Raw genomic sequence first — 20,964 nt, 5'->3', positions numbered from 1 at the left:
CATTATTCATCTAAATAATCATTTAATGCGAATGATGCTATTAATGCTTTATCTATTTTATGCATAGTACGATCATCTAGATTTCCAACTTTGTCTCTTAATCTTTTTTTATCTATTGTCCTAACTTGTTCCAATAGTACAACCGAATTCTTTGGTAATTTTATATCGGCATCAACTATCTTAACATGGGTTGGCAAATTTGTTTTGTTTGTTTGTGAAGTAATAGCTGCAATGATGACCGTAGGACTATATTTATTACCTACATTGTTTTGTATCACTACTACCGGCCTTACCCCACCCTGCTCAGAACCCACGACAGGACTTAAGTCAGCATATATGACATCTCCTCTTTTTACTCTCAATTATTACTCCTCATATATGTATGTTCTCTTTACCCTAGGTGAAATAGATGTCATTATTTCATATGTAATTGTTTCTGCCCAGTTTGCAACTTGTTCAGGGGTGATTTCCTCGTCGCCACTTTTACCTATTAACACCACTTCATCGTGAATTTGAGCATCAATATTTGAAATATCAACCATCATCTGATCCATGGTAATATTACCTAATATCTGTGCTTTTTTCCCATTTATTAACACATATCCTCTATTTGAAATTAATCTGTGATATCCATCTGCATACCCTATTGAAACAGTCGCTATTTTCATTTTTTCTTTAGCTATAAATGTTCGACCATATGATACAGAATCTCCTTTTTCAATTTCCTTAATAAAAGAAATTCTTGATTTCAATTCAAACGCAGTCTCCAATCCGATATGATAATTTTCATTCATATATTCTGAAGGATAAACTCCATAAAGTGATATACCGGATCTTACAGCATCATAATCAAAATCATAAGCAATCATAGCCGCATCGTTAGATAAATGCTTTATCCAGTTTTTAGTTAAATCTTTAAGTGCATTTATTGCTTCTTCAAATCTTTTATGTTGAAGCTCTGTATAGTATGAGTCTTTTTCATCCGCCGTAGATAAATGCGAAAAAATACCCTCTAGAGAAATATTCTTAAATGTATTGATTTCCATAATCTCTTCATAAGATTTATCTTCAGGTTTAAATCCTAATCTATTGTGACCAGTTTCAATTTTTATATGTGCTCTTATTTTTTTACCCAGTTTTTCCATTTCTCTAGCAATATCAATGCTATAAATTGTTGTTATAATATTATATTCTGAGAGTAAATGGTAATTTTCCGGTAAAATATATCCTAAAACAATTATGTCTTTTTTTATGCCTGCTTTTCTTAGTTCAACAGCTTCATCTATTGTCGCTACACAATATCCATAAACTATATCTTCAATTCTTTTTGCAATTTCTGCTGCACCAAGACCATAGGCGTTTGCTTTCACCACAGCATAGTATTTCTTCTTTGCAATATTTTCTAATATATTGATATTATTTCTTATTTTATTAATATTTACTTCTAAAATATTTGTACTATTCCCCATCTAATTCTCCAATCGCATATGGTAAAAAGTTAATAATATCTCTTGCTATTAAGCTTGTTTTACCATATCTTTTCGCTGCTAAGTCGCCTGATAGGCCATGTACAAAGCATGCTAATTTAAACATGTCAAAGCTATTTTCTCTTGCTAAAAATGCGGAAATGATGCCTGTTAAAACATCACCACTTCCAGATGTTGACATGCCATTATTTCCTGTTTCATTTATATAGAATTGTTCTTTATTTGCAATAATTGAATTTTTACCTTTTAATAGTAAATTAACATCATATCGGTCAATAAAATTATGTACAAACCCTTCTCTATCATAATTTATTTCATTTAGCGTATATCCTGATAGTCTTGAAAACTCCATAGCATGTGGAGTTAAATATATATTTTCTCTTATTAACTCGTGATTATCAGCAATGATGTCAATAGCATCAGCATCTATAACAATAGGTCCATCAAAATTATATAGAACTATTTCCAATATTTCTTTTACATGTTCTGAATGTCCCATTCCTGGTCCAATTGCAATCACTGATTTATTTTGGATTATATTTAATAAGTCTTCTCTTTTGAAATTTCCAAATTCTTTATCCCCATCATCGTTTAAGGAAATAACGATTTGTTCTGTTGTTTTATTCTCCAAAATTTCTGTAAGACATTCTGGAACTAATGTATACACAATTCCAGCTCCTGCTCTTAACGCTGCTTCTGATGCTAAAAATACAGAGCCACTCATGCCTTTAGATCCACCAATAATAAGTATCTTACCATATGTATATTTATTTGAATCATCAATTCTTTGAGGTAACATAGAATCCACTCCTGTTTTATTTTCTTCTTCAGATAATTTGCATATAGCAATAGCGTAATCCCCATCATGACTTATATTTACATTAATATTTTTAATGTTTTTCTTTTCCATCAGTATTTTAATTTTATTTAGTTCTGTGTTGATATATGGTGCGTTTTTCTCATCATGTAATACCTCAATATCACTTAATCCCAACTCTTCAGAAATCCCAACACCAAAAGCTTTCGTCACCGCTTCTTTCGTTGCAAATAAACCTGCAATGCTGTGACTACTAAGATGTCTACTTTTTAGATATTCTATTTCATTTGAAGTAAAAAATCTTTTTATAAATCTTTCTTTTTGCTTTAGCTTGTTTACTCTATCAATTTTAAATATGTCAATACCAATCATAAAGCACCTCACATCACTATTTTTCTATATTAATAATAACACTGTTGTAATTGTTTGTAAATTTATGTAAACTTTTTATGAGGTGCATATGAAAATAAAGAAAATCTTATATGGTGATAATGATTATGGCTTTTTCACCGATATAAATAATAAAGAAATAAAAAAAATAAATACAGCAGATATTAAATACTATTCATGGTTGACTATAGGTAGATTTAACAATGCAAATAATCACTGTGCAGCAACTACCTCTACCAATTTGGATATATTTTTTACAAAATTAAACTATCTATCCGATAATGATATTTTTGATGAGCATCATGATTTAATTGGTAATGGGCCAGTATTATGGTTTGCCAATAAAACTAAAAAAATCCTAAAAAATAAACATATTAAGTTGAAGAATAAGACACATTTTTTTAACAAAATTAATCATATCAAAGAGAACATAGACAAAGGAAACATTTCTACATTACTTTTATCAGAAGCACTATTTAACTGGCACTGGGTTATATGTGTCGGATATGTTGAGATGACAAATAATGAAACAATATTAATAATTGTAGATAACTGGCATAATACTACCAGGTATTATAGACCAAATATTGGATCAAGATTTATATCAACAACAAGTTATTTTGTTGCTTGAAATAATTTAATCACCCTACAAATTAATAAAATATTATTAATATTTTAGACTAATTAAGGATTTATAATTTATTAAATCATTTTACCAAAAGGAGCTATAATCCAAGAAAAAAGGTGATGACAGAATATAAGCAATTATTCTGCAATATCACCTTTTTCTTTTTATATCATTTTAGAGATATTTATAATAATCTTATAAAAATTTGTAAACATTAATCTAATTATTAGAACTTAAATTAGTTTAAAAAGTGGTTATAGATTCTTACAGGACTCTGTTCATCAATAAAGATATCAAATCTTAATACAAGAGATTCCTTTTTATTTAATAATAACTCTATCTCTTTATCAGTTAATAAATTCGTATTTTTACTAATATCTATATTGTATTTTTCTTTTAATTTACCATTATTTAATTTGATTTCCCAATATTTTTTGGAATTATCAAATTTGCCTATTTGTGTTGATAATTCCTCTTTAAAATCTTGGACGGATAAACCTATTTTAATGCTATTAAGATTATTAATGATCATTTCCTCATTTTCTAAATTTATAAATAGTGAGAAATCTTCTTTAGTAAATTTTGAATCAACATTAATGTTAAAGATTTTTTCTTTTTCTACAAGTTTAATTATTTTAGATCTATCAGAACTAATTACTTTTATTTTCTTTATCGTGTCAGTTATTTCTTCTTTTTGAGTTTCTGTAGAAGACTCAGCTATATTTTGTTTTTATTATTTGAACATGCAGTTAAAAACAACATAAATGATATTAGTAAGCATAGTAATAATTTTTTATTTAATTTTATAGGACTTTCTAAATCCGTCATAATTACTCTCATTTTGTATTTCTCCTGACAAATATTATTGATAGAATTATAACATTGTTTTATTTTTTTGTGTCAATATTTATATTAATATTATCCAAATAATAGTTAAATTATTAAAAATAAGTAATAAAAAAAGACTGGTATAAAACAATAAAGAATCGTTTTACAACAGTCCCTAAAATATATTTATTTTATTATCTTCTGCCTTCAATTTTATCTTTAAGCATGCCATCAATTGGGCTTTTTACACTTTCAACTGTATTTTCTACATCTGTAGCTACTGATTCTACATCATTTAAATCAGTTTCATTTTGTAGTTTATCGCCTAGGAATTTTTCAACTTCATCTCTTCTTACGCCAAATTTTTCTTCAACAAGATTAAATAATTTATATGGATCACCCTTTATTGAGTCAATTTCTTCCTTTGTTAATTCACCATATTTTTCTTGAATGAATGTCACAACATGTCCCATATTTGCTTTAATAAGGTCTAACATAGTCTCCTCCTCATTTAATAAAATATTTTTATTGTAGTATCTAGACTATTTATTTAGTCAAAATATAAATACCCACTTTTTAAAAATATATTATAATTTGAGTTTTTTGTTGCCTCTATAAACATCATCAATGATTGCAGATCCTATACATACTTCCCCATCGTAAAAAACTGCGGCTTGTCCTGGTGTAACTGATTTAATGTTATCGTAAGTAACTTCAACCTTATCATCATCAAGAAAATGAACTTTAACTGGTATATCTTTTTGTCTGTATCTAAACTTTGCAACGCATTCCATATCTTTCTTTTCAAAATTTGATAAATTTGATTGAAATTCTGAAGCGTAAAGTTTGTTTGAAAATAGATCTTCATTATCTGAACCTTGACAAATTAATAATTGATTTTTTTCTAAATCTTTACCACAAACAAACCAAGGTTCACCATCTCCACCTATTCCTAAACCTCTTCTTTGCCCTATTGTGTGATACATTAACCCTTGATGTTTACCTAAAACTTCGGCGCTATCAATATCTACCATATCTCCAGGTTTAGCTGGTAAATAATGGGATAAAAACTCATTGAAATTTCTTTCACCAATAAAGCAAATTCCTGTTGAGTCCTTTTTAGTTGCTGTTACTAGATTGTGTTTTTTTGCTAATTCTCTTACTTCTGATTTTTGTAACTCACCAATTGGAAACATTACATCTTTTATTTGTTCTTGTGAAAGTTGAGATAGAAAGTATGTTTGATCTTTATTATCATCAAGTCCTCTCAACATCTCAACACTACCATCTTCGTTTCTTCTTATCCTTGCATAATGTCCAGTCGCTAAATAATCAGCACCTAAATCTTTAGCAAAATCCAAAAATGCTTTAAACTTTATTTCTTTATTACACATTATATCTGGATTTGGAGTACGTCCTTTCTTGTATTCATCAAGAAAATACTTAAATACTCTATTATAATATTCCTCTTCAAAATTTATTGAATAATAAGGAATGCCGATTTCGTTACAAACAGCTACCGCGTCTTTAAAATCTTCTTCCGCTGTACAAAATCCGTTTTCGTCAGTGTCATCCCAATTTTTCATAAATACACCTGTTACATCATAACCTTGCTGTTTAAGCAATAAGGCTGCAACAGAGGAATCCACCCCACCAGATATGCCTACTACAACTTTTATATCTTTATTTTCTTTTTTCATAATTTACTCTTTCTATCATAAAACATTTCTAATGTTTCTATTACTTTATCAATATCTTCTTTTGTATTTGTAAAACCAAAACTAAATCTAACTGATTTCTTTGCCCTCTCCTTATCATACATGGCTTCAATTACATATGAAGGCTCCAATGAACCAGCTAAACATGCAGAACCAGCAGACACATAAATATCATTCATATCTAAATAAGTTAACAATAAATCGCTCTTTGCAAAAGGAAAATACACATTTACTATATGATTTGAAGTACATTCCAAATCTCCATTTATTTCATGAGGAATGTTTTTCAATTTATCTAAAAAGTATTTTTTAATTTCAGTGATATGATCTTTCTCACTTTTCATATATTCAATAGAATGAGCCATCGACAATGCTGCCAATAAATTTGATGTACCCGCTCTTTGTCCATGTTCTTGATTTCCTCCAGCAATCAATGGCTTTAAGTTTTTTCTTAAATATAACACTCCAAAACCATTCAGCCCACCAATCTTATGTCCTGAAAGGCTCATTGAATCACATTTTATCTCATTCACATCAATATCAACATGTCCCAAAGCTTGCACAGCATCTACATGAAACCAAATATCCTTATCTTTTAACAACTGCCCTATTTCTTTAATTGGTTGTATCACGCCTGTTTCATTGTTCACATAGATTAAAGACACTAACTTTGTATTTTCATTTATATTCTTACGCAAATCCTCAAGTGAAACTTTACCATCTTTACCAACTTCTAATAAAATAACTTTTGATTTATTTCTCTTTAGTGGTTCTAAAATAGACTTATGTTCAATATTACTTGAAATAATTTCAAAATTAGCATTGTTAAAATTAGCAATAACGGTATTATTTGATTCACTTGCACCGCTAGTAAAAAATATATTATCTGATTTAGCTCCTATCTCCTCTGCAATTATAGATCTTGCCTCTTCAAGGTATTTATTTGCATTTCTCCCAAGCCTGTGCGTACTACTAGGATTGCCATCAAAATCTTCAATTTTATTAATCAAATTATTTAAAACATTGCTTCTTTTCATAGAAGTAGATGCATAATCTAAATATGTCATATATTCTCTCTTTCTCTTTAAATAATATTATACATAATACCCCAAAAAGATAAAACAAAAATTGTCCATTTACACTATTTCAATATATTACCACAATTTAAAATCCCATGTCATAATTTTTTCATTTATCACATGGGACTTAATTTATATTATTTTATAGACTCTTGCAATGTTTCAACAAATTTTTTAATATTTGTCATATCTCCATCAGTCTTAACGGTCTGATTTGTTGAGCTTTCTAAAGCCTCTTTAAATTCATTTGGATCTTTCTCATAATTTTCTATTGTAAACAAAATAGAATCTAATGTCTCTTTAGCATTATCCTTTTTTTCTATTTTATCAATATTGTTTTTCGCAAATTTAATTATACTGTCAATTTTTTCATTAAAGAATTTATCTTTTTCTACCATTTCAGCAAATAACATATGCATCTTTATGCTAGAACCTGCAGTAGCATTTGGAAAAGTTTCTATATCTTCAATCAATTTATCTACATAAACTTTTTCTTCAGATGTCAAATCTGTTTCAACACCTTTATCAGTTGTTTCCTTTTCTGTTTCAATTTCTTTCGGAGTTTCTTTTTCTGTTTCAGTTTCCATCTCTGTTTCAGTTTCTGTTTCGGTTTCCGTCTCAGTTTCAATTTCCGTTTCAGTCTCAGTTTCTATTTCAGTCATTGTTTCTTCATTAGTTTCAAGCTTAGTATCCTCTTGTGAACTTGGACTACATGCATTGAACACAAAAATAAATGAAGCAATTAGAATAAGTTTCTTAAGATTTCTCATAAATTTCTCCTCATTTTTCAGTTTAAATGTTTACACATTATAAATACCCAGAATGAGAGAAAATAAAAAACACCTTTATTAGGTGTTGCTTATCATAAAATATCTACTTCATTTATTTAGCCACAAATAAGTCTCAAATTCATCTTTATAATTCTCTAAATCTTTTTGCTTATTTTTAATATAATTTATAACTTCATTATATAATTTTTTATTTTTTATCATATCAAAGTCGTCAGTTAATACTTCGACCATTTGACCATCATAATTACCACTCACATTAATTATATTTTTCACATATCCAATTAATACATCTTCATCTTCTTTTATTTTTAATAAATTGTTAGAATATTCTAGAGATTCTAATAATAATGTCCCTGTTATTCTCATAGTTTTCTCCATTTCCTTATTCTTTCAACTATATATATTTTTTTAATGCTTACTCTTTACAAAGACTAAATAACTTTTGTTAGGACAATTTGCAGTGTATCTAACCTTTATTATAGCTTAAATAATAATTTCAAAGAATTAAAAGTTTGTTTTATTAAAAATAGATAAAAAAAGAAGATTAGTTAGATTACGTTTATCCTAATACTAAAGTTATAATACCATCGTCTTATATATTAAGTGAATCTTCATAAATGGAACTAAATTTAATAATTCTAAAAATTAGTTCCAAAAAAACCTGTCCAAAATGGTACTAAAATTGGCAAATTTAAATTTAGTACCAAAATCTACGATATAAAAATGGTACTAAAAAACAAAATTTTAAATTAAGTTCCAAAAACTTGAGATAATTTTGGTACTAAAAAATAAAATCTGAAATTTAGTACCAAAAACTTCAAAAATTTATTGAAATAAATAGTATAAGCTTTCGCTATACTAAAGTTGTAATGGCATCACATTGGTATCTCTTAAATGAATTTTTGAATTTCTTTAAAAATACAAAACGCTTGTAACCTAGCAATTACAAACGTTTCAACTTGGTGCTCAATGCCAGAATCGAACTGGCGACCTTCACCTTACCATGGTGCTGCTCTACCTGCTGAGCTAAAAGAGCAAGATAAATTAATTATATAATAAATTTATCCATTGTCAATATTAAATATTTATATAATTAATTTTATCTAAATTGTCAGTAGAGAATCTATGACTTGTGAATGCAATGATTTGAGAAAAGTTATCTAAATTGTCTTTTAAAAAATCCATAGATTCTTTCGCTCTATTGTTGTCATATCTTATAAATATATCATCTAAAAGTAGTATCCTTTCGCTGGAATGTTCTATGATTAATTCAGTTATTGCTAGTCTTAATGAAAGATATAATTGATCAATAGTTCCACTACTTAGATATTTCCATTCTTTGATATTTCTTGTCTTGCTATCAAGTATGGAAATGCTAAAGTCATTTGCAATATACAATCTATCATATTTTCCATTAGTTATCTTTTGAATAATTTTTGAAGCTTTTTCGTTTATCTTTCCTGAAAAATCTACCTCAACTTCATCAAAGGATTTCTTAATATATTCTTTTGTTTTTAACAGTAAACTTAATTCTTTTTCTAATTTTCTTATTTCTTTTTTAGTCAATTCTATATCTGACAAAATAGTGGAAATATTTCTTTTTCCCCTAAATCGTTCTTTTGAAGTTGATTTTATTTGAACAATTTCAGAATTTATTTCTGATTTCTTTTTATTTAGATTTTCTAAACGATTATAATCAAGCTCTAATGACTTATATCCTAATTCGTTTAATTGATAATCTATCTCTTGTTCAGCCTTAGTGATATACTTTATTTCTTCATTGATTAATTCTAATTCACTTTGATTTTTTGCACGTTTTTTTTCAAAGATTTCTAAATTCTTCTTAATATTTTCTTTAATTTTTTCATTTTTTATCCTATTTCTAAAATATTTAAAAATAGAAAATAAAAGAAATAGGATGGAAACAAGATAAAAAAGTTGATTTATTAATATTCCACAAACGAAAAATATGAAAGATAGAAAAATAGGTAATACCTCAAAATTATATCTTTTATAAGCGAGATCAAATTCGATTTTCATTCTTTCAATCTCTTCATCCTTAATTTGAGATTCTAATCTATTTTTCTTTGATTCAAAATCACGCTTTGTATCTATAAGTCGTTCTTTTTCTGCTTTTAAATCTAATGCTTCCCTAAATTCATCAATTTCACTTTGAATACTTTCTTCATTTTTCGTTAGAAAATTGACTTTACTTAATAATGAGCTCTTGTCTTTTTCATCCAATTTTCCTTCTTCAAATTCAAGATATAGATTATCTAGTTTATCATTCGCATCTACTAACAATCCTTTATGACCAGATTTAGATGCGTAACTTTCTATTTTTTTATCAATATTATTTTGAACTTTTTTATATGATAAATTTTCCTCACCGGTTGTAACTAAATTTACTAATTTTTTTGTTAACTCACCTTTATCATTTTTATCATCAATAACCATTGCTTCAGATGAAATAAATAATGTCTTTTTAAAGGATTCATAACCCATTCTAAAAAAGAATTTTCCAGGCTCTTTAGGACTTGGAATGTCAAACTTCTTCCCCGTGTGTAAATTATATATTTCGACAATATCAGTTGTATTAGAAGCGTTAAAAGTTCTTTCAATCTTGTATTCAACCATGTCTTTTTCAATAATCAAAGAACCTCTCATTGGTTCATTATTCCAAGGCTTATACTTTCTTCTTTCATTTTGATTTATATCGGTTGATTTCGAATTATTTCCATAAAGCATCATAAGGATAAAATTTAATATGGTTGTTTTTCCAGCTTCATTTTCACCATAGATTAAATTAAAGCCACGATTAAATCGAATGTTAAAATTATTAAATTTTCCGAAATTATTAATATATATTTCTTTAATAATCATAATAAGTCCTCAAATGCTCTAACTCCTATATCAAGAATCTTTTTCTTATCTTCTGCACTAATATTTTCTGTCAAAACCTTTTTTACAAACTTTCCCTTTAAACTTTTTTCATGTGAAATTTCGTCAAAATCCATATATAAGTTTGTATTATCAATGATCTCAATATAGTTAAAATCAGTCATCATACTTTCAATAATATCAATATTTATGGTTTGGTCCTTTTTTAGATATCCATTCAAAATTAATCTGTAGTAATGTTTCTTATAATTAACGCCAAACTTTTCTTCCAATTTTCTCTTTATAAAATTGGCAAGCTCATTTTGTGATTCAAAATCTTCTATTTCTAAATTTACAATATGAAACTCTGAGTTATCAATTTTATAAAAATATAAACCATTCTTATCTTTAGAAATATCCCCTAAATAAATGCCTTTTTCTCCCGTTTCATCAAACCCTCTTCCTACAGGATTTCCAGAATAGGCATAATATGTCCTTCCAATCTGATTGATTTCACTTCTTTTGTGAACATGTCCTAATGCAATATAGTCCAAATTAGAATTCAATATATCTTCAGCAAATATTGGATGATAAGAATTTTCTGTACTATCAATTTGACCGTGAAAAACTCCAATATTTATATAAGAATCATCAATCACACCTATATTAGAAATTAAATGCTCTCTAATATGAGAATTTGTGAAAGCAAAACCATATACTCTTGTATTGATCTCATTAAATTCAAAATAGTCAACATTCTCAGATGTGAAAATATAAGTATTTTTAGGCCATTCTTCAAAATACACTGACTCTAAACTAATATAATCGTGATTACCTGGTGAGATTACAATCTTGCCATTAAAATTTGAAAATATTTCCTTAATTTGACTTTTCAATGATGTATCAATATTTGAAGATTCATAAAAATCTCCGGCAATTAAAACTAACTGTACTTTAGCCGAATTTAATACATCAAAAATATTAACCAAGGATTTAATCAATGCCTTATTAACTTTTTCATTTAATTCTTTTCGTCCATTGAGCTGAGCTCCTAAGTGAAAATCAGCCAAATGCGCTATTCTTATTTTATTCATATCTACCTCATAAAAATTATAACATAAAGAGAACATCAGTTCTATTTAAATATATATCTTTTCCTAATTTTTATGCTATAATTTTTAAAAAAGAAGGAGGTAGAAATGGGTTTTTTTGATGATTTAGAAAGAGAATCTACACATTCAACCGCATCAGGTCAAAACTTAGATTATGTAGTTTTACAAGTTACTTTAAAAGAAAAGTTTTTAGGTACTGGATCAGAAAATTTAACTGAATTGGAAGAAGTAATAAACAGACAAGCACAAAAGGGATATAGATTACATACCATTGCAACAAGTAATGGCGGAAGTAAAGGCCTTCTAGGTGGTGACAGAATCCAAGCCACATTAGTATTTGAATCACTTCGCATTACAAGATAAATACTGCATCCATATAGGTCACATTCAATCTTATTAAAATATTGCAAAAAAATTTGATTTTTTTATTTTGCTAGAGTATAATAACAAATACAGTGATAAAAAACATTTGACAAAAACTTATTACTATTATATACTTAATAAGTCGCCGGAATGTGGCTCAGCTTGGTAGAGCACTCGGTTTGGGACCGAGGGGTCGGAGGTTCGAATCCTCTCATTCCGACCATTAATTTTTAATCAATTTCAATGATTTATATTACATTACAAATGTGTATATTTCAACGAAATTGTTTTTTTTGTTTTGTATATTATTACAGTGATTTGCAACTTTTTTCTCAAGTTTTTCTCAAGTTAATACTCTATAAAGACGTAATTTGAATCTTTTGTTCATTTTAAATATGGGTACAATACTTTAAAATAAACAAAAATGGTCATTTCATAATCTGAAACAACCACTAAATTACTATTTTCTCTCTTACTCAACTTTACTTCGTTTTTTAAACTCTTTAGAAATTAGTATAAAAAAAGAACCTCTAACCTTGTTTTGTTAGTGTGTTCAGTTATAAATAATCCCTTTTTCTAAATTTTTTTTATATAACGCTAATGATTCTCTTTCCCATATTTTAAGTCTTTCCGATCCATGATTTTGAATATATTCGTCAATAGAGTTTTCTTTGACTTCATTATTAAAATAATAGTCACATAGATTTTTTGTTTCTTCTCTTAAGTCATCAGGTATGCTTAACAATTCATCATTTGAAAACATTAATTTCCTCCATTATTACTTTAGATAGCTTGTGAATTAGTTGAGAACGAGTATTTCTTTTTCAAAAGAATATGAAAATATTTCTTCTTCTAATTTTGCATTTTTCTTATCATATCCTACAATTTCATATGCTAGTTTTTCATATTCTTTAAATTTTTCCTAACTAAAATTTTTGTCTTACTATTTTTAGCATTTCTTGAGAATAATCTAATACGTTACTAGAACTTCTCTCTTTATCAATCACATGAGCTAATTCATAAGATATAGTTTAATAGTTAAGACGATTCTCTCCAATATGAATATTAAGTCACCCTCAATATTTCATCTTTATTTTATATCTATTATACTATTTTTATTAATTTTATTCAATTTTCAATATTCTTTATAGATTGTTCTTTACCAATTCTATTAAGATTAGTATTAATTTCTCTTTTAAAATCTTCACTCTTATACTCGTCACCAATCATCTCTATAATTCTTCTTCACTCTCATAATCCTGCCCCTCTAAAACATCATTTAAAAAACTTCTACAAAAAGTGTATAGCGATAGATCATTCTCTCCTATTCTGATTTTTTCTATTAAAAATATTATTTGATTGTGTTTTTTTTTTGCATATTTTAGAAGCCCCACTATCAAAAGTAGTCTCAATAGATATCTCATTCATTTGAGCTATTTGAATCAGTACTATTAGCCATTTAAGATATTTCGACTCTAATAATCCTAAAATCTCCAAATCTCAACTAATATTTTCACAAATATACATTTTCACTTCATTCATCAATATTCTTATTTATTAATAACACATAACAAATACCTTTCCATATAATTCCATTCCCTATAAGAAATCTTTTATATAATTATGTATTTTTTCCTTTTTATTTAATCTTTTATATAGTATAATTTAATTGGAAATATGTTTTCCAAATATTTTAAACTTTGGAGGTTGTAATGGACATGAACGACAAAAACTCAAGAGAAAAGTGGGATGAATTGAACTACGAAAATGAAGATGTTAAAGATTTAGAAGATTTGGAAAGTGAAGAAGATGTTCTGTATTCAGATGACATGGACTTCGATGATGATTTCGATGATGACTATGATGATTTTGATGAAGATTTTGACGAATACGATGATGACTTTGACGATTTAGAAGATGAAGATTGGCTTGATGATGATTTCGGCTGGATTGATGATGAGGATTATTTAGATTTAGATGATGAATTGCTTGATAGACATTTGATTTTACAAGATGATTATGATACATCTTTAAAATTGATGTTTAGAATGGTAATTGATAGATTAAGATCTATTGAATCTATTGAGGAATTAGAGGATTATACTGATACTTTAGAAGATATTATTGATGAGTTATAGAATGAATGAGTTGTAAAAAATAAAGCAGAGCGACGACTAAATAATCATGTTTAGTTACCGCTCTGTTTTTGTTTACCTTCTTCTTAGAATTTCTTTCTTTTCGACTATTCGTCTTGTCATTTCTAATTGACTGTTTTCAATTCTATCTAATTTGTTAATCCAGTTTAGAGATTTACCTGTTCCTCTAACAACTGCAGAGACTGGATTGTCTGCAATATATACAGAAATTTTTATTTTTTCTTGTATTTTTTCTCTCATTCCGTGGATAAGTGCCCCACCACCTGCTAAAATTGCACCATTTTCATATAGGTCGGAAACTAGTTCTGGTGGAGTTTTTGAAATTATTTTTTTGCATGCATTCGCAATTTCTTCGATAACTTCATATAATGCTCTATCGATATCTTCTCTAGTCATATAGACCTCTTCAGGTAAACCTGTGTACAGATTTCTACCTTTAGCTACAAATTTATCTTTGTCACTTTCAATACTTCCAACAGATAATTTTATTTTTTCTGCAGTTTTTTCACCTATTATTACATTTTTTGTTTTTCTTATATAATCTATTATTGCTTCATCACAGCTATCTCCAGCAATTTTAAGTGATTCTGAGACAACTATTCCACCTCTGGAGATAACGGCTATATCAGTTGTACCTCCGCCAATATCAATGATTACATTTCCTTTAGAATCCCCTATTTCTATGCCCGCTCCAATAGCTGCTGCAAGTGGTTCTTCAATTAAGTGTACATCATTCGCACCCGCTTTAATGCCCGCTTGCTTTACCGCTCTTTTTTGCACTTGTGTGGCACCTGAAGGCACGCAAATGATGACATTTGGCTTAATAAGTGAATTTCCTATAGCATTTTTTATATAATATTTTAGCATTTTCTCTGTTGAGTCGTAGTTTGTGATGACGCCATCTTTAAGTGGTCTCACTGCTACAATATGTCCAGGAGTACGTCCTAACATTTCCTTCGCTTCTTTACCAACAGCAATTATCTTATTTGAAAATCTATCAACCGCAACAACAGAAGGCTCATTAAGTAGCACTCCTTTAGTTCTAGAATAGACTAGAACTGATGTTGTCCCTAAATCAATCGCTATTCTTTTTCTTAAATCCATATTACTCCCCATCTAAAGTCTATTTCTTACTAATATCTATTTCTTTTTCATCTAATCTTTTATAAGTATGATCTCTTAAAATCATGTAGAATGTCGCAAATATTGGCACAAAGACTACCATTCCTATAACTCCCATGATTGAACCACCAATTGTGATAGCAACCATTATCCATATTGCGGGAATGCCGACCTTGCCACCAACCAATTTAGGATAAATATAATTGCCATCTATTTGTTGATAAACAATTATAAATACTAAAAAGATTAACCCTTTGATTGGATCAGCTATTGAAATCAATACAACTGATAAAATCGCACCAGTGATTGCCCCAATATATGGGATGATATTTAGTAATCCTGATGCAACGGCTAATATCATCGCATATGGTGCACCAATTATTGTTATCCCTATGAAAACAACTATTCCCATTATGATTGCTTCTAAAAATTGACCTGTAAAAAAATTATATGAATTTCTATATAAAATTGTATAATATCTAATTAATCTATCGGCAAAATCTTCTGTAAGCAAGCCATATAGTACTTGTTTTGCATTCCTCTTTAATCTGTTTTTACCACTTAGCATATAAATAGAAAATGAAATTGCAAGGAATCCTTCAAAGAAACTCTTAAATATGTGACTTATCACACTCATTGTACCTTGAAGCATAAATCCACCTTGAGAAATGACTAAATTAATTAATCGCTCAATTAAATTCTTTGATTCGATATCTTGTACAAATGTCTCAATCTTGCTAATAACATTATCAGAAATAGGATAATCTTTTATCCTGTCAACAAATCTAGTAATTAAATCCGGAATTTGATAAAGTAAATTTATCAGTGATGAAATAAATTGTGGTAAAACTACTGAAAGGAAAAATGTAACAATTAATCCTAAAGTTATAAAAGCCAATACCATAGAAGCAACATTTATCTGTTCATTTTTTAATTTGGAATATTTTTTGAACTGTTTCTCATAAAAGTTCATTAACATGTTTGCAACAAATGCAATACCAAATCCTATAAGTATCGGTCTAATATATGAAATATATCTAAAAAATGTATCTCTGACATGACTAAAATTAGTCATAATAAAAAAGAAAAGAATACCAGAAAAAACTACTATTAATTTTTTATATATGTCTTTTAATTCTTCTTTATTTAACTTCATAATTACCTCTTTTATTTTATTAACTCAATTATATCATAAATATTAGTACTTAAATATATTTTATTATATAATTTGAGATATGGAGGGGTTATGACAAATAAAATTTTAATTTTTGATATGGATGGGACGTTACTAAATTCAATGGGTATGTGGAGAAATATTGCGTTTGATATTAATGAAGACAGACATACAATAAATACTCTTAATCCAATGAATGCAGCAAATAACTCAATGTTAAATAATAGTTATAACTTGGTTCAAGATAATTTTTCTGAATTTGAAAAAAACAGCATTTTAGCATTGCTAGATAAATATTTTTTTGATTTTTATAGTCAAACCAACTTATTAAAAAACAATGTTAAAACAGTTATCGAAACACTTTTCACTAAGGGATATAAAATATATGTAGCAACAGCTACAGACTACAAATATGCTTTAGCCGGTATGAAAGCAAACGGCATAGATCAATATATACAAAAAATATATACTCCTGATACAGTAAATTTCAGAAAAAGAGATATTAGATATTTTGAATTTATTGTAGATGATTTAGGGGTAGATTCTCATGATATTATTTTTTTCGATGATGTTTTATACGCCCTTGAATTAGCAAAAGAAATAGGTTTTACAACAGTAGCAGTTGAAGATGAGCATGCTATGAATGTGGAACAAATAAAAAATATTTCAGATTATTATATAAGAGATTTTATAGAAATATTAGAGATAGTAAAATAGTTTACTTTTTATATAATTGAAAAATCCTGTCTAAGTCTTGATTTCAGATTTAAACAGGATTTTTTTTAATTTTTGTTTAATGGAAATAGTAATTTTAAAAATGCTTTTTGAGCATAGCTATTACTATTCATATTGAAATAGCATCGTTCACCTTTATTGTTATATAGTTCAAATCTACTTTCTAATAGATTTAATGAATATCCTTCTTTATCTAAAGCATTGTAAAGTGCCAATTCCCATTCGATGCGATTTTCTAATTTTCTATCTATAATTCTGTTAAAGAGCCATTTGAATTCTTCGTAATCATATTCAGTTTTTAGAAATGCTCTCCATAGTTCAATCTTATTTTCAAAATTTATTAGATTGAAATATTCTTCTTCTGTAGGTTTGGCATAAAGATAACTATATAAGAAATAACTATTATTATAAAAAGAAGTTATAGTAAAATCGTTAATTTCATTACGTAATTTTCTATTTATCAAAATTAAACCATTTTCCCAATCAATTTTTTGTGAAAGTTGAAATAATTTATTTTCGTGTTCGCTACTTTCTAATTCTATTCTTAAACATAATGTATATATTGTATCAACATATTTACCAGAGACATTTTTTTGCACCACGAAGAAATTATCATCTTTTTTATCTAAAAATAAATGTACAGTTTCTTGATTGTATAGCTCTGTACCGAAAATATCAATTTTATATTTATCGTGTAATTCTGCTAAAGCTAAATTAAATTCATCCCAAAATTCGTATTCGAAAAATACAATTTCTCTAAATAGCACATAGAAAATTTTATCTTCACTCTTAATGCCTGTATATATCAATGGAACACATTTTGTCCATTTTGATATATCAAATAAAAATTCTAAGAAATATTTATCATCAATTTCAATATTTCTATTTACTAAATTTAATTTTTCTCTCTTTGATTCAACAAAATAGTGCATTCCTTTCATATATTTTCCTACCTTATAATTTATTTATTTCTTTTGCTATATCTATATTTACACCTAAAACATTTACAACTTTTTCACCAAACACTCCAAAAAGTTTATTCTCTGTGTTTTTTTCAACAATTGATTTTATCTTAGCTTCATCTAAGCCAGAATATTTTACAATTCTAGAAATTTGAATTAAAGCTGATTGATATGAAATATGTGGATCAAGTCCTGATCCTGATGCAGTTAAAAGATCTGCTGGTATTTCACTTTGTTTAACATCTGGATTTGCTTTTAGGAATGCTGTCATGCCTTCTTCTACTCTTTTAGCAAGATCTGGATTTGATGGAGCTAAGTTTTGTGAACCAGAACTAACACCATTAAATTTTTCTCCATTTGTGTATGTTTGATTTCCATTATTGTCTTCAATGAAAATATCGTATTTTACACTAGACGGTCTTGACCACATATAATAATTTTCTTTAAATTCTTGTCCAACAATTTTTGAACCATATTTTTTATCATTGATATCAATTATGCTTCCATTCGCTTTTTCTGCAAATAAAACACTAGACATCCCTGTTAATACTAGTGGAAACAATAATCCACAAATTATCATTAATACAAAAGTTATAAGGAAACTTTGTCTTAAACTAGAAAAAATATTTTTACTATTTTTCATTTTTATATCCTCTCTAAATTAAAATATACCAAGTACTTTAAGTAATGGATTTATTATTATATCGATGATTTTAATAGCTATAAATGGTGTAATTACACCACCTAATCCATAAATCATCATATTTCTTGCAAGCAATCTACCTGATGACATTGGTCTATATTTAACACCTCTCATTGCTAAAGGAATTAAACAAGGTATAATTATCGCATTAAATATTAATGCTGAAATTATTGCACTATTTGGAGATGCTAACCCCATAATATTTAACACAGCTAATTGTGGAATTGCATTCATAAACATCGCTGGAATTATAGCAAAATATTTTGCTATATCGTTAGAAATTGAGAATGTTGTTAAACTACCTCTTGTAATTAATAATTGTTTACCAATTTCAACAACTTCCAAAATTTTTGTTGGATCAGAATCTAAGTCAACCATATTTGCTGCTTCTTTTGCTGCAGTTGTACCACTATTCATAGCCAATCCAACATTTGCTTGAGCTAACGCAGGTGCATCATTTGTACCATCTCCAGTCATAGCCACGATTTTTCCTTCTGCTTGTTCTTTTTTAATTACTTCAATTTTATCTTCTGGCTTACATTCCGCAACAAATCCGTCAACTCCTGCTTCTTTTGCAATGGTTGCCGCTGTTAAAGGATTGTCACCAGTACACATTATTGTTTTTATACCAATTGATCTTAAACGTTCAAACCTTTCAGCCATACCTGGTTTTACTGTATCTTTAAGATATATAACTCCAAGTACTTTATCATTTTCACAAACTGTTAAAGGTGTACCACCTAAACTAGCTATTCTATCTACTTCATCAGACAAATCAGCAGGTACCTTTCCACCTAAAGATAATATATATTTTTCTATAGAATCAGAAGCACCTTTACGAATCTTAGTACCATCAGGTAAATCTACCCCACTCATTCTTGTTTGAGCAGTAAATTCAATATATTCAGCACCTTCTACTTCAACGCTTGTATCTCCAAGTTTTCTTGCTAATTCTAATGTTGACTTACCTTCTGGGGTAAAATCATGTAAACTCGCCAAAGCTGCACATCTAATCAAATCAGATTTATCAGCATATCCTACTGTAAAAAAGTCATCAGCTAATCTATTACCAAAAGTAATTGTACCTGTTTTATCTAAAATCATTGTATCAACGTCACCACATGCTTCTACAGCTTTTCCTGACATTGCAATAACATTAAATCTTGTTACTCTGTCCATTCCAGCGATACCTATAGCAGATAGCAATCCACCAATAGTTGTAGGGATTAGACAAACAGTTAAAGCTATAAGGGTTGATATTTTTAACGTTACTCCGGAATAAATCCCAATTGGATAAAGTGTAACAATAACAATCATAAAGATTATGGTAAGTGATACTAATAAAGTATTTAGTGCTATTTCGTTAGGAGTTTTCTTTCTTGACGCTCCTTCAACTAAAGAAATCATCTTATCTAAGAAACTATTTCCTGGATCTGAGGTTATTCTGATTTTTAACCAGTCTGAAACTACAGTTGTTCCTCCTGTTACAGAGCAAAAGTCTCCACCAGATTCTCTAACTACTGGAGCAGATTCTCCTGTAATCGCAGATTCATCAACTGAAGCTATACCTTCAATTACTTCACCATCCCCTGGTATAATTTCTCCCACTGAAACCATAACTATGTCACCTTTTTTTAATTCAGTTGAAAAAATTTTCTTTTCTGTATTATCTGGCATAAGTAATCTAGCAGTAGTATCTTTTTGTGTCTTTTTCAAGCTTTCTGCTTGAGCTTTACCACGTCCTTCTGCAATTGATTCAGCAAAATTTGCAAATAACACAGTGATAAAAAGTATAAAAGAAACCATTATATTGTAAACTCTTAAGTTTGTATCTTTACTAATATCTCCAAAAAGGCTTGGAAATACTGAAAGCACAAGTGAAATAATAAATCCAATTTCTACAACGAACATTACTGGATTTTTCAACATATATAAAGGATTTAACTTTTTAAAAGCATCACCTATAGCTTGGATGAATGTTTCTTTGTTTATAAATTTTTTATTGTTCTTTTTCATAAT

At 28.0% G+C, this 20,964-nt stretch carries 21 protein-coding genes and 2 tRNA genes; 5 read left to right on the top strand and 18 right to left on the bottom strand.

Translation table 11 applies throughout. The features are described from left to right. Positions 1-2 precede the first annotated feature (2 nt). From HMPREF9709_RS01810 to HMPREF9709_RS01800, 3 genes are read right to left on the bottom strand one after another with little or no spacing between them, the layout of a single operon-like run. Positions 3-362, bottom strand: a complete 360-nt coding sequence (locus HMPREF9709_RS01810; protein ID WP_005397382.1) for a type II toxin-antitoxin system PemK/MazF family toxin — start codon at positions 360-362, stop codon at positions 3-5. A gap of 3 nt (positions 363-365) precedes the next feature. Then, complete coding sequence (gene alr, locus HMPREF9709_RS01805; protein WP_005397381.1) at positions 366-1,469, bottom strand: alanine racemase; 1,104 nt, start codon at positions 1,467-1,469, stop codon at positions 366-368. Continuing rightward, entirely contained in the window at positions 1,459-2,676 is a 1,218-nt protein-coding gene (locus HMPREF9709_RS01800; RefSeq protein ID WP_005397380.1) for an NAD(P)H-hydrate dehydratase, read from the bottom strand. The genes alr and HMPREF9709_RS01800 overlap by 11 nt, the downstream gene beginning before the upstream one ends. A gap of 88 nt (positions 2,677-2,764) precedes the next feature. Between HMPREF9709_RS01800 and HMPREF9709_RS01795 the strand changes: the two genes are divergently transcribed. Next, the gene (locus HMPREF9709_RS01795) at positions 2,765-3,325 is read left to right on the top strand and encodes a hypothetical protein (RefSeq protein ID WP_005397378.1); all 561 of its coding nucleotides are present in this window, start codon (positions 2,765-2,767) and stop codon (positions 3,323-3,325) included. A gap of 235 nt (positions 3,326-3,560) precedes the next feature. Here the strand turns inward: HMPREF9709_RS01795 and HMPREF9709_RS01790 are convergent, their stop codons facing one another. The 9 genes from HMPREF9709_RS01790 to HMPREF9709_RS01750 form a co-directional block, all read right to left on the bottom strand. Beyond that, positions 3,561-3,854: a hypothetical protein gene (locus tag HMPREF9709_RS01790; protein WP_005397376.1), complete on the bottom strand. Its 294-nt coding sequence runs from the start codon at positions 3,852-3,854 to the stop codon at positions 3,561-3,563. 490 nt (positions 3,855-4,344) lie between these two features. Continuing rightward, positions 4,345-4,647 (bottom strand): hypothetical protein, encoded by a 303-nt coding sequence (locus tag HMPREF9709_RS01785; protein ID WP_005397372.1) that lies wholly within the window; start codon positions 4,645-4,647, stop codon positions 4,345-4,347. Positions 4,648-4,737: 90 nt separating this feature from the next. Next, positions 4,738-5,850 carry a tRNA 2-thiouridine(34) synthase MnmA gene (gene mnmA / locus HMPREF9709_RS01780; protein WP_005397364.1) on the bottom strand — a complete coding sequence of 371 codons (1,113 nt, stop codon included), beginning with the start codon at positions 5,848-5,850 and terminating at the stop codon, positions 4,738-4,740. Next, entirely contained in the window at positions 5,847-6,935 is a 1,089-nt protein-coding gene (locus HMPREF9709_RS01775; RefSeq protein WP_005397362.1) for a cysteine desulfurase family protein, read from the bottom strand. Before HMPREF9709_RS01775 ends, mnmA begins: the two co-directional genes overlap by 4 nt. Positions 6,936-7,084: 149 nt before the next feature. After that, entirely contained in the window at positions 7,085-7,717 is a 633-nt protein-coding gene (locus HMPREF9709_RS01770) for a hypothetical protein (RefSeq protein ID WP_005397360.1), read from the bottom strand. A 108-nt stretch (positions 7,718-7,825) separates the two neighbouring features. Further along, positions 7,826-8,104, bottom strand: coding sequence for a hypothetical protein (locus tag HMPREF9709_RS01765; RefSeq protein WP_005397358.1), 279 nt, complete (start codon positions 8,102-8,104; stop codon positions 7,826-7,828). Positions 8,105-8,698: 594 nt separating this feature from the next. Then, positions 8,699-8,774 (bottom strand) — tRNA-Thr (locus HMPREF9709_RS01760). A 41-nt stretch (positions 8,775-8,815) separates the two neighbouring features. Beyond that, positions 8,816-10,621: an ATP-binding protein gene (locus HMPREF9709_RS01755; protein ID WP_005397356.1), complete on the bottom strand. Its 1,806-nt coding sequence runs from the start codon at positions 10,619-10,621 to the stop codon at positions 8,816-8,818. Further along, on the bottom strand, positions 10,618-11,712 hold the full coding sequence (locus tag HMPREF9709_RS01750; RefSeq protein WP_005397353.1) for a metallophosphoesterase family protein: 1,095 nt from the start codon (positions 11,710-11,712) through the stop codon (positions 10,618-10,620). Before HMPREF9709_RS01750 ends, HMPREF9709_RS01755 begins: the two co-directional genes overlap by 4 nt. A gap of 105 nt (positions 11,713-11,817) precedes the next feature. Here HMPREF9709_RS01750 and HMPREF9709_RS01745 point away from each other — a divergent pair, with 105 nt between their 5' ends. Both HMPREF9709_RS01745 and HMPREF9709_RS01740 read left to right on the top strand, forming a co-directional pair. Then, positions 11,818-12,093, top strand: a complete 276-nt coding sequence (locus tag HMPREF9709_RS01745; RefSeq protein ID WP_005397352.1) for a DUF4177 domain-containing protein — start codon at positions 11,818-11,820, stop codon at positions 12,091-12,093. A gap of 146 nt (positions 12,094-12,239) precedes the next feature. After that, positions 12,240-12,316: transfer RNA gene (locus HMPREF9709_RS01740), tRNA-Pro, on the top strand. 330 nt (positions 12,317-12,646) lie between these two features. On the opposite strand, the gene HMPREF9709_RS01735 is transcribed toward HMPREF9709_RS01740, so the two are convergent. Further along, positions 12,647-12,856 carry a hypothetical protein gene (locus tag HMPREF9709_RS01735; protein WP_005397350.1) on the bottom strand — a complete coding sequence of 70 codons (210 nt, stop codon included), beginning with the start codon at positions 12,854-12,856 and terminating at the stop codon, positions 12,647-12,649. 949 nt (positions 12,857-13,805) lie between these two features. Between HMPREF9709_RS01735 and HMPREF9709_RS09905 the strand changes: the two genes are divergently transcribed. Continuing rightward, positions 13,806-14,231, top strand: coding sequence for a hypothetical protein (locus HMPREF9709_RS09905; protein WP_005397343.1), 426 nt, complete (start codon positions 13,806-13,808; stop codon positions 14,229-14,231). 72 nt (positions 14,232-14,303) lie between these two features. On the opposite strand, the gene mreB is transcribed toward HMPREF9709_RS09905, so the two are convergent. Beyond that, positions 14,304-15,353: a rod shape-determining protein gene (mreB, locus tag HMPREF9709_RS01720; protein WP_005397342.1), complete on the bottom strand. Its 1,050-nt coding sequence runs from the start codon at positions 15,351-15,353 to the stop codon at positions 14,304-14,306. 19 nt (positions 15,354-15,372) lie between these two features. Next, entirely contained in the window at positions 15,373-16,527 is a 1,155-nt protein-coding gene (locus HMPREF9709_RS01715) for an AI-2E family transporter (RefSeq protein ID WP_005397341.1), read from the bottom strand. 90 nt (positions 16,528-16,617) lie between these two features. On the opposite strand from HMPREF9709_RS01715, the gene HMPREF9709_RS01710 reads away from it, so the two are divergent. Beyond that, a complete protein-coding gene (locus tag HMPREF9709_RS01710) occupies positions 16,618-17,262 on the top strand; it encodes an HAD family hydrolase (protein WP_005397340.1) in 645 nt (214 codons plus the stop codon). A 65-nt stretch (positions 17,263-17,327) separates the two neighbouring features. Here HMPREF9709_RS01710 and HMPREF9709_RS01705 read toward each other — a convergent pair whose 3' ends face one another. Genes HMPREF9709_RS01705 through kdpB form a run of 3 tightly spaced genes read right to left on the bottom strand, consistent with a single transcriptional unit; the run spans position 17,328 to position 20,961 of the window. Continuing rightward, positions 17,328-18,221, bottom strand: coding sequence for a hypothetical protein (locus tag HMPREF9709_RS01705; protein ID WP_005397339.1), 894 nt, complete (start codon positions 18,219-18,221; stop codon positions 17,328-17,330). A gap of 13 nt (positions 18,222-18,234) precedes the next feature. Further along, a complete protein-coding gene (gene kdpC, locus HMPREF9709_RS01700) occupies positions 18,235-18,885 on the bottom strand; it encodes a potassium-transporting ATPase subunit KdpC (RefSeq protein ID WP_005397337.1) in 651 nt (216 codons plus the stop codon). Positions 18,886-18,903: 18 nt separating this feature from the next. After that, a complete protein-coding gene (kdpB, locus tag HMPREF9709_RS01695) occupies positions 18,904-20,961 on the bottom strand; it encodes a potassium-transporting ATPase subunit KdpB (protein WP_005397335.1) in 2,058 nt (685 codons plus the stop codon). Positions 20,962-20,964 lie beyond the last annotated feature (3 nt).

Source organism: Helcococcus kunzii ATCC 51366 (assembly GCF_000245755.1).
Taxonomy (GTDB): Bacteria; Bacillota; Clostridia; order Tissierellales; family Peptoniphilaceae; genus Helcococcus; species Helcococcus kunzii.
The sequence above is the reverse complement of the archived record's forward strand: the minus strand, read 5'-3'. Positions and strand labels throughout refer to the sequence as shown.

What these genes read in the sequence shown, in the direction of transcription:
- mreB (WP_005397342.1), bottom strand. Translation starts at nt 15,353, where the DNA reads ATGGATTTAAGAAAAAGAATAGCGATTGATTTAGGGACAACATCAGTT.
- alr (WP_005397381.1), bottom strand. Translation starts at nt 1,469, where the DNA reads ATGGGGAATAGTACAAATATTTTAGAAGTAAATATTAATAAAATAAGA.
- HMPREF9709_RS01790 (WP_005397376.1), bottom strand. Translation starts at nt 3,854, where the DNA reads ATGATCATTAATAATCTTAATAGCATTAAAATAGGTTTATCCGTCCAA.
- mnmA (WP_005397364.1), bottom strand. Translation starts at nt 5,850, where the DNA reads ATGAAAAAAGAAAATAAAGATATAAAAGTTGTAGTAGGCATATCTGGT.
- HMPREF9709_RS01715 (WP_005397341.1), bottom strand. Translation starts at nt 16,527, where the DNA reads ATGAAGTTAAATAAAGAAGAATTAAAAGACATATATAAAAAATTAATA.
- HMPREF9709_RS09905 (WP_005397343.1), top strand. Translation starts at nt 13,806, where the DNA reads ATGGACATGAACGACAAAAACTCAAGAGAAAAGTGGGATGAATTGAAC.
- kdpC (WP_005397337.1), bottom strand. Translation starts at nt 18,885, where the DNA reads ATGAAAAATAGTAAAAATATTTTTTCTAGTTTAAGACAAAGTTTCCTT.
- HMPREF9709_RS01765 (WP_005397358.1), bottom strand. Translation starts at nt 8,104, where the DNA reads ATGAGAATAACAGGGACATTATTATTAGAATCTCTAGAATATTCTAAC.
- HMPREF9709_RS01735 (WP_005397350.1), bottom strand. Translation starts at nt 12,856, where the DNA reads ATGTTTTCAAATGATGAATTGTTAAGCATACCTGATGACTTAAGAGAA.
- HMPREF9709_RS01795 (WP_005397378.1), top strand. Translation starts at nt 2,765, where the DNA reads ATGAAAATAAAGAAAATCTTATATGGTGATAATGATTATGGCTTTTTC.
- HMPREF9709_RS01750 (WP_005397353.1), bottom strand. Translation starts at nt 11,712, where the DNA reads ATGAATAAAATAAGAATAGCGCATTTGGCTGATTTTCACTTAGGAGCT.
- HMPREF9709_RS01710 (WP_005397340.1), top strand. Translation starts at nt 16,618, where the DNA reads ATGACAAATAAAATTTTAATTTTTGATATGGATGGGACGTTACTAAAT.
- HMPREF9709_RS01705 (WP_005397339.1), bottom strand. Translation starts at nt 18,221, where the DNA reads ATGAAAGGAATGCACTATTTTGTTGAATCAAAGAGAGAAAAATTAAAT.
- kdpB (WP_005397335.1), bottom strand. Translation starts at nt 20,961, where the DNA reads ATGAAAAAGAACAATAAAAAATTTATAAACAAAGAAACATTCATCCAA.
- HMPREF9709_RS01775 (WP_005397362.1), bottom strand. Translation starts at nt 6,935, where the DNA reads ATGACATATTTAGATTATGCATCTACTTCTATGAAAAGAAGCAATGTT.
- HMPREF9709_RS01785 (WP_005397372.1), bottom strand. Translation starts at nt 4,647, where the DNA reads ATGTTAGACCTTATTAAAGCAAATATGGGACATGTTGTGACATTCATT.
- HMPREF9709_RS01755 (WP_005397356.1), bottom strand. Translation starts at nt 10,621, where the DNA reads ATGATTATTAAAGAAATATATATTAATAATTTCGGAAAATTTAATAAT.
- HMPREF9709_RS01745 (WP_005397352.1), top strand. Translation starts at nt 11,818, where the DNA reads ATGGGTTTTTTTGATGATTTAGAAAGAGAATCTACACATTCAACCGCA.
- HMPREF9709_RS01770 (WP_005397360.1), bottom strand. Translation starts at nt 7,717, where the DNA reads ATGAGAAATCTTAAGAAACTTATTCTAATTGCTTCATTTATTTTTGTG.
- HMPREF9709_RS01800 (WP_005397380.1), bottom strand. Translation starts at nt 2,676, where the DNA reads ATGATTGGTATTGACATATTTAAAATTGATAGAGTAAACAAGCTAAAG.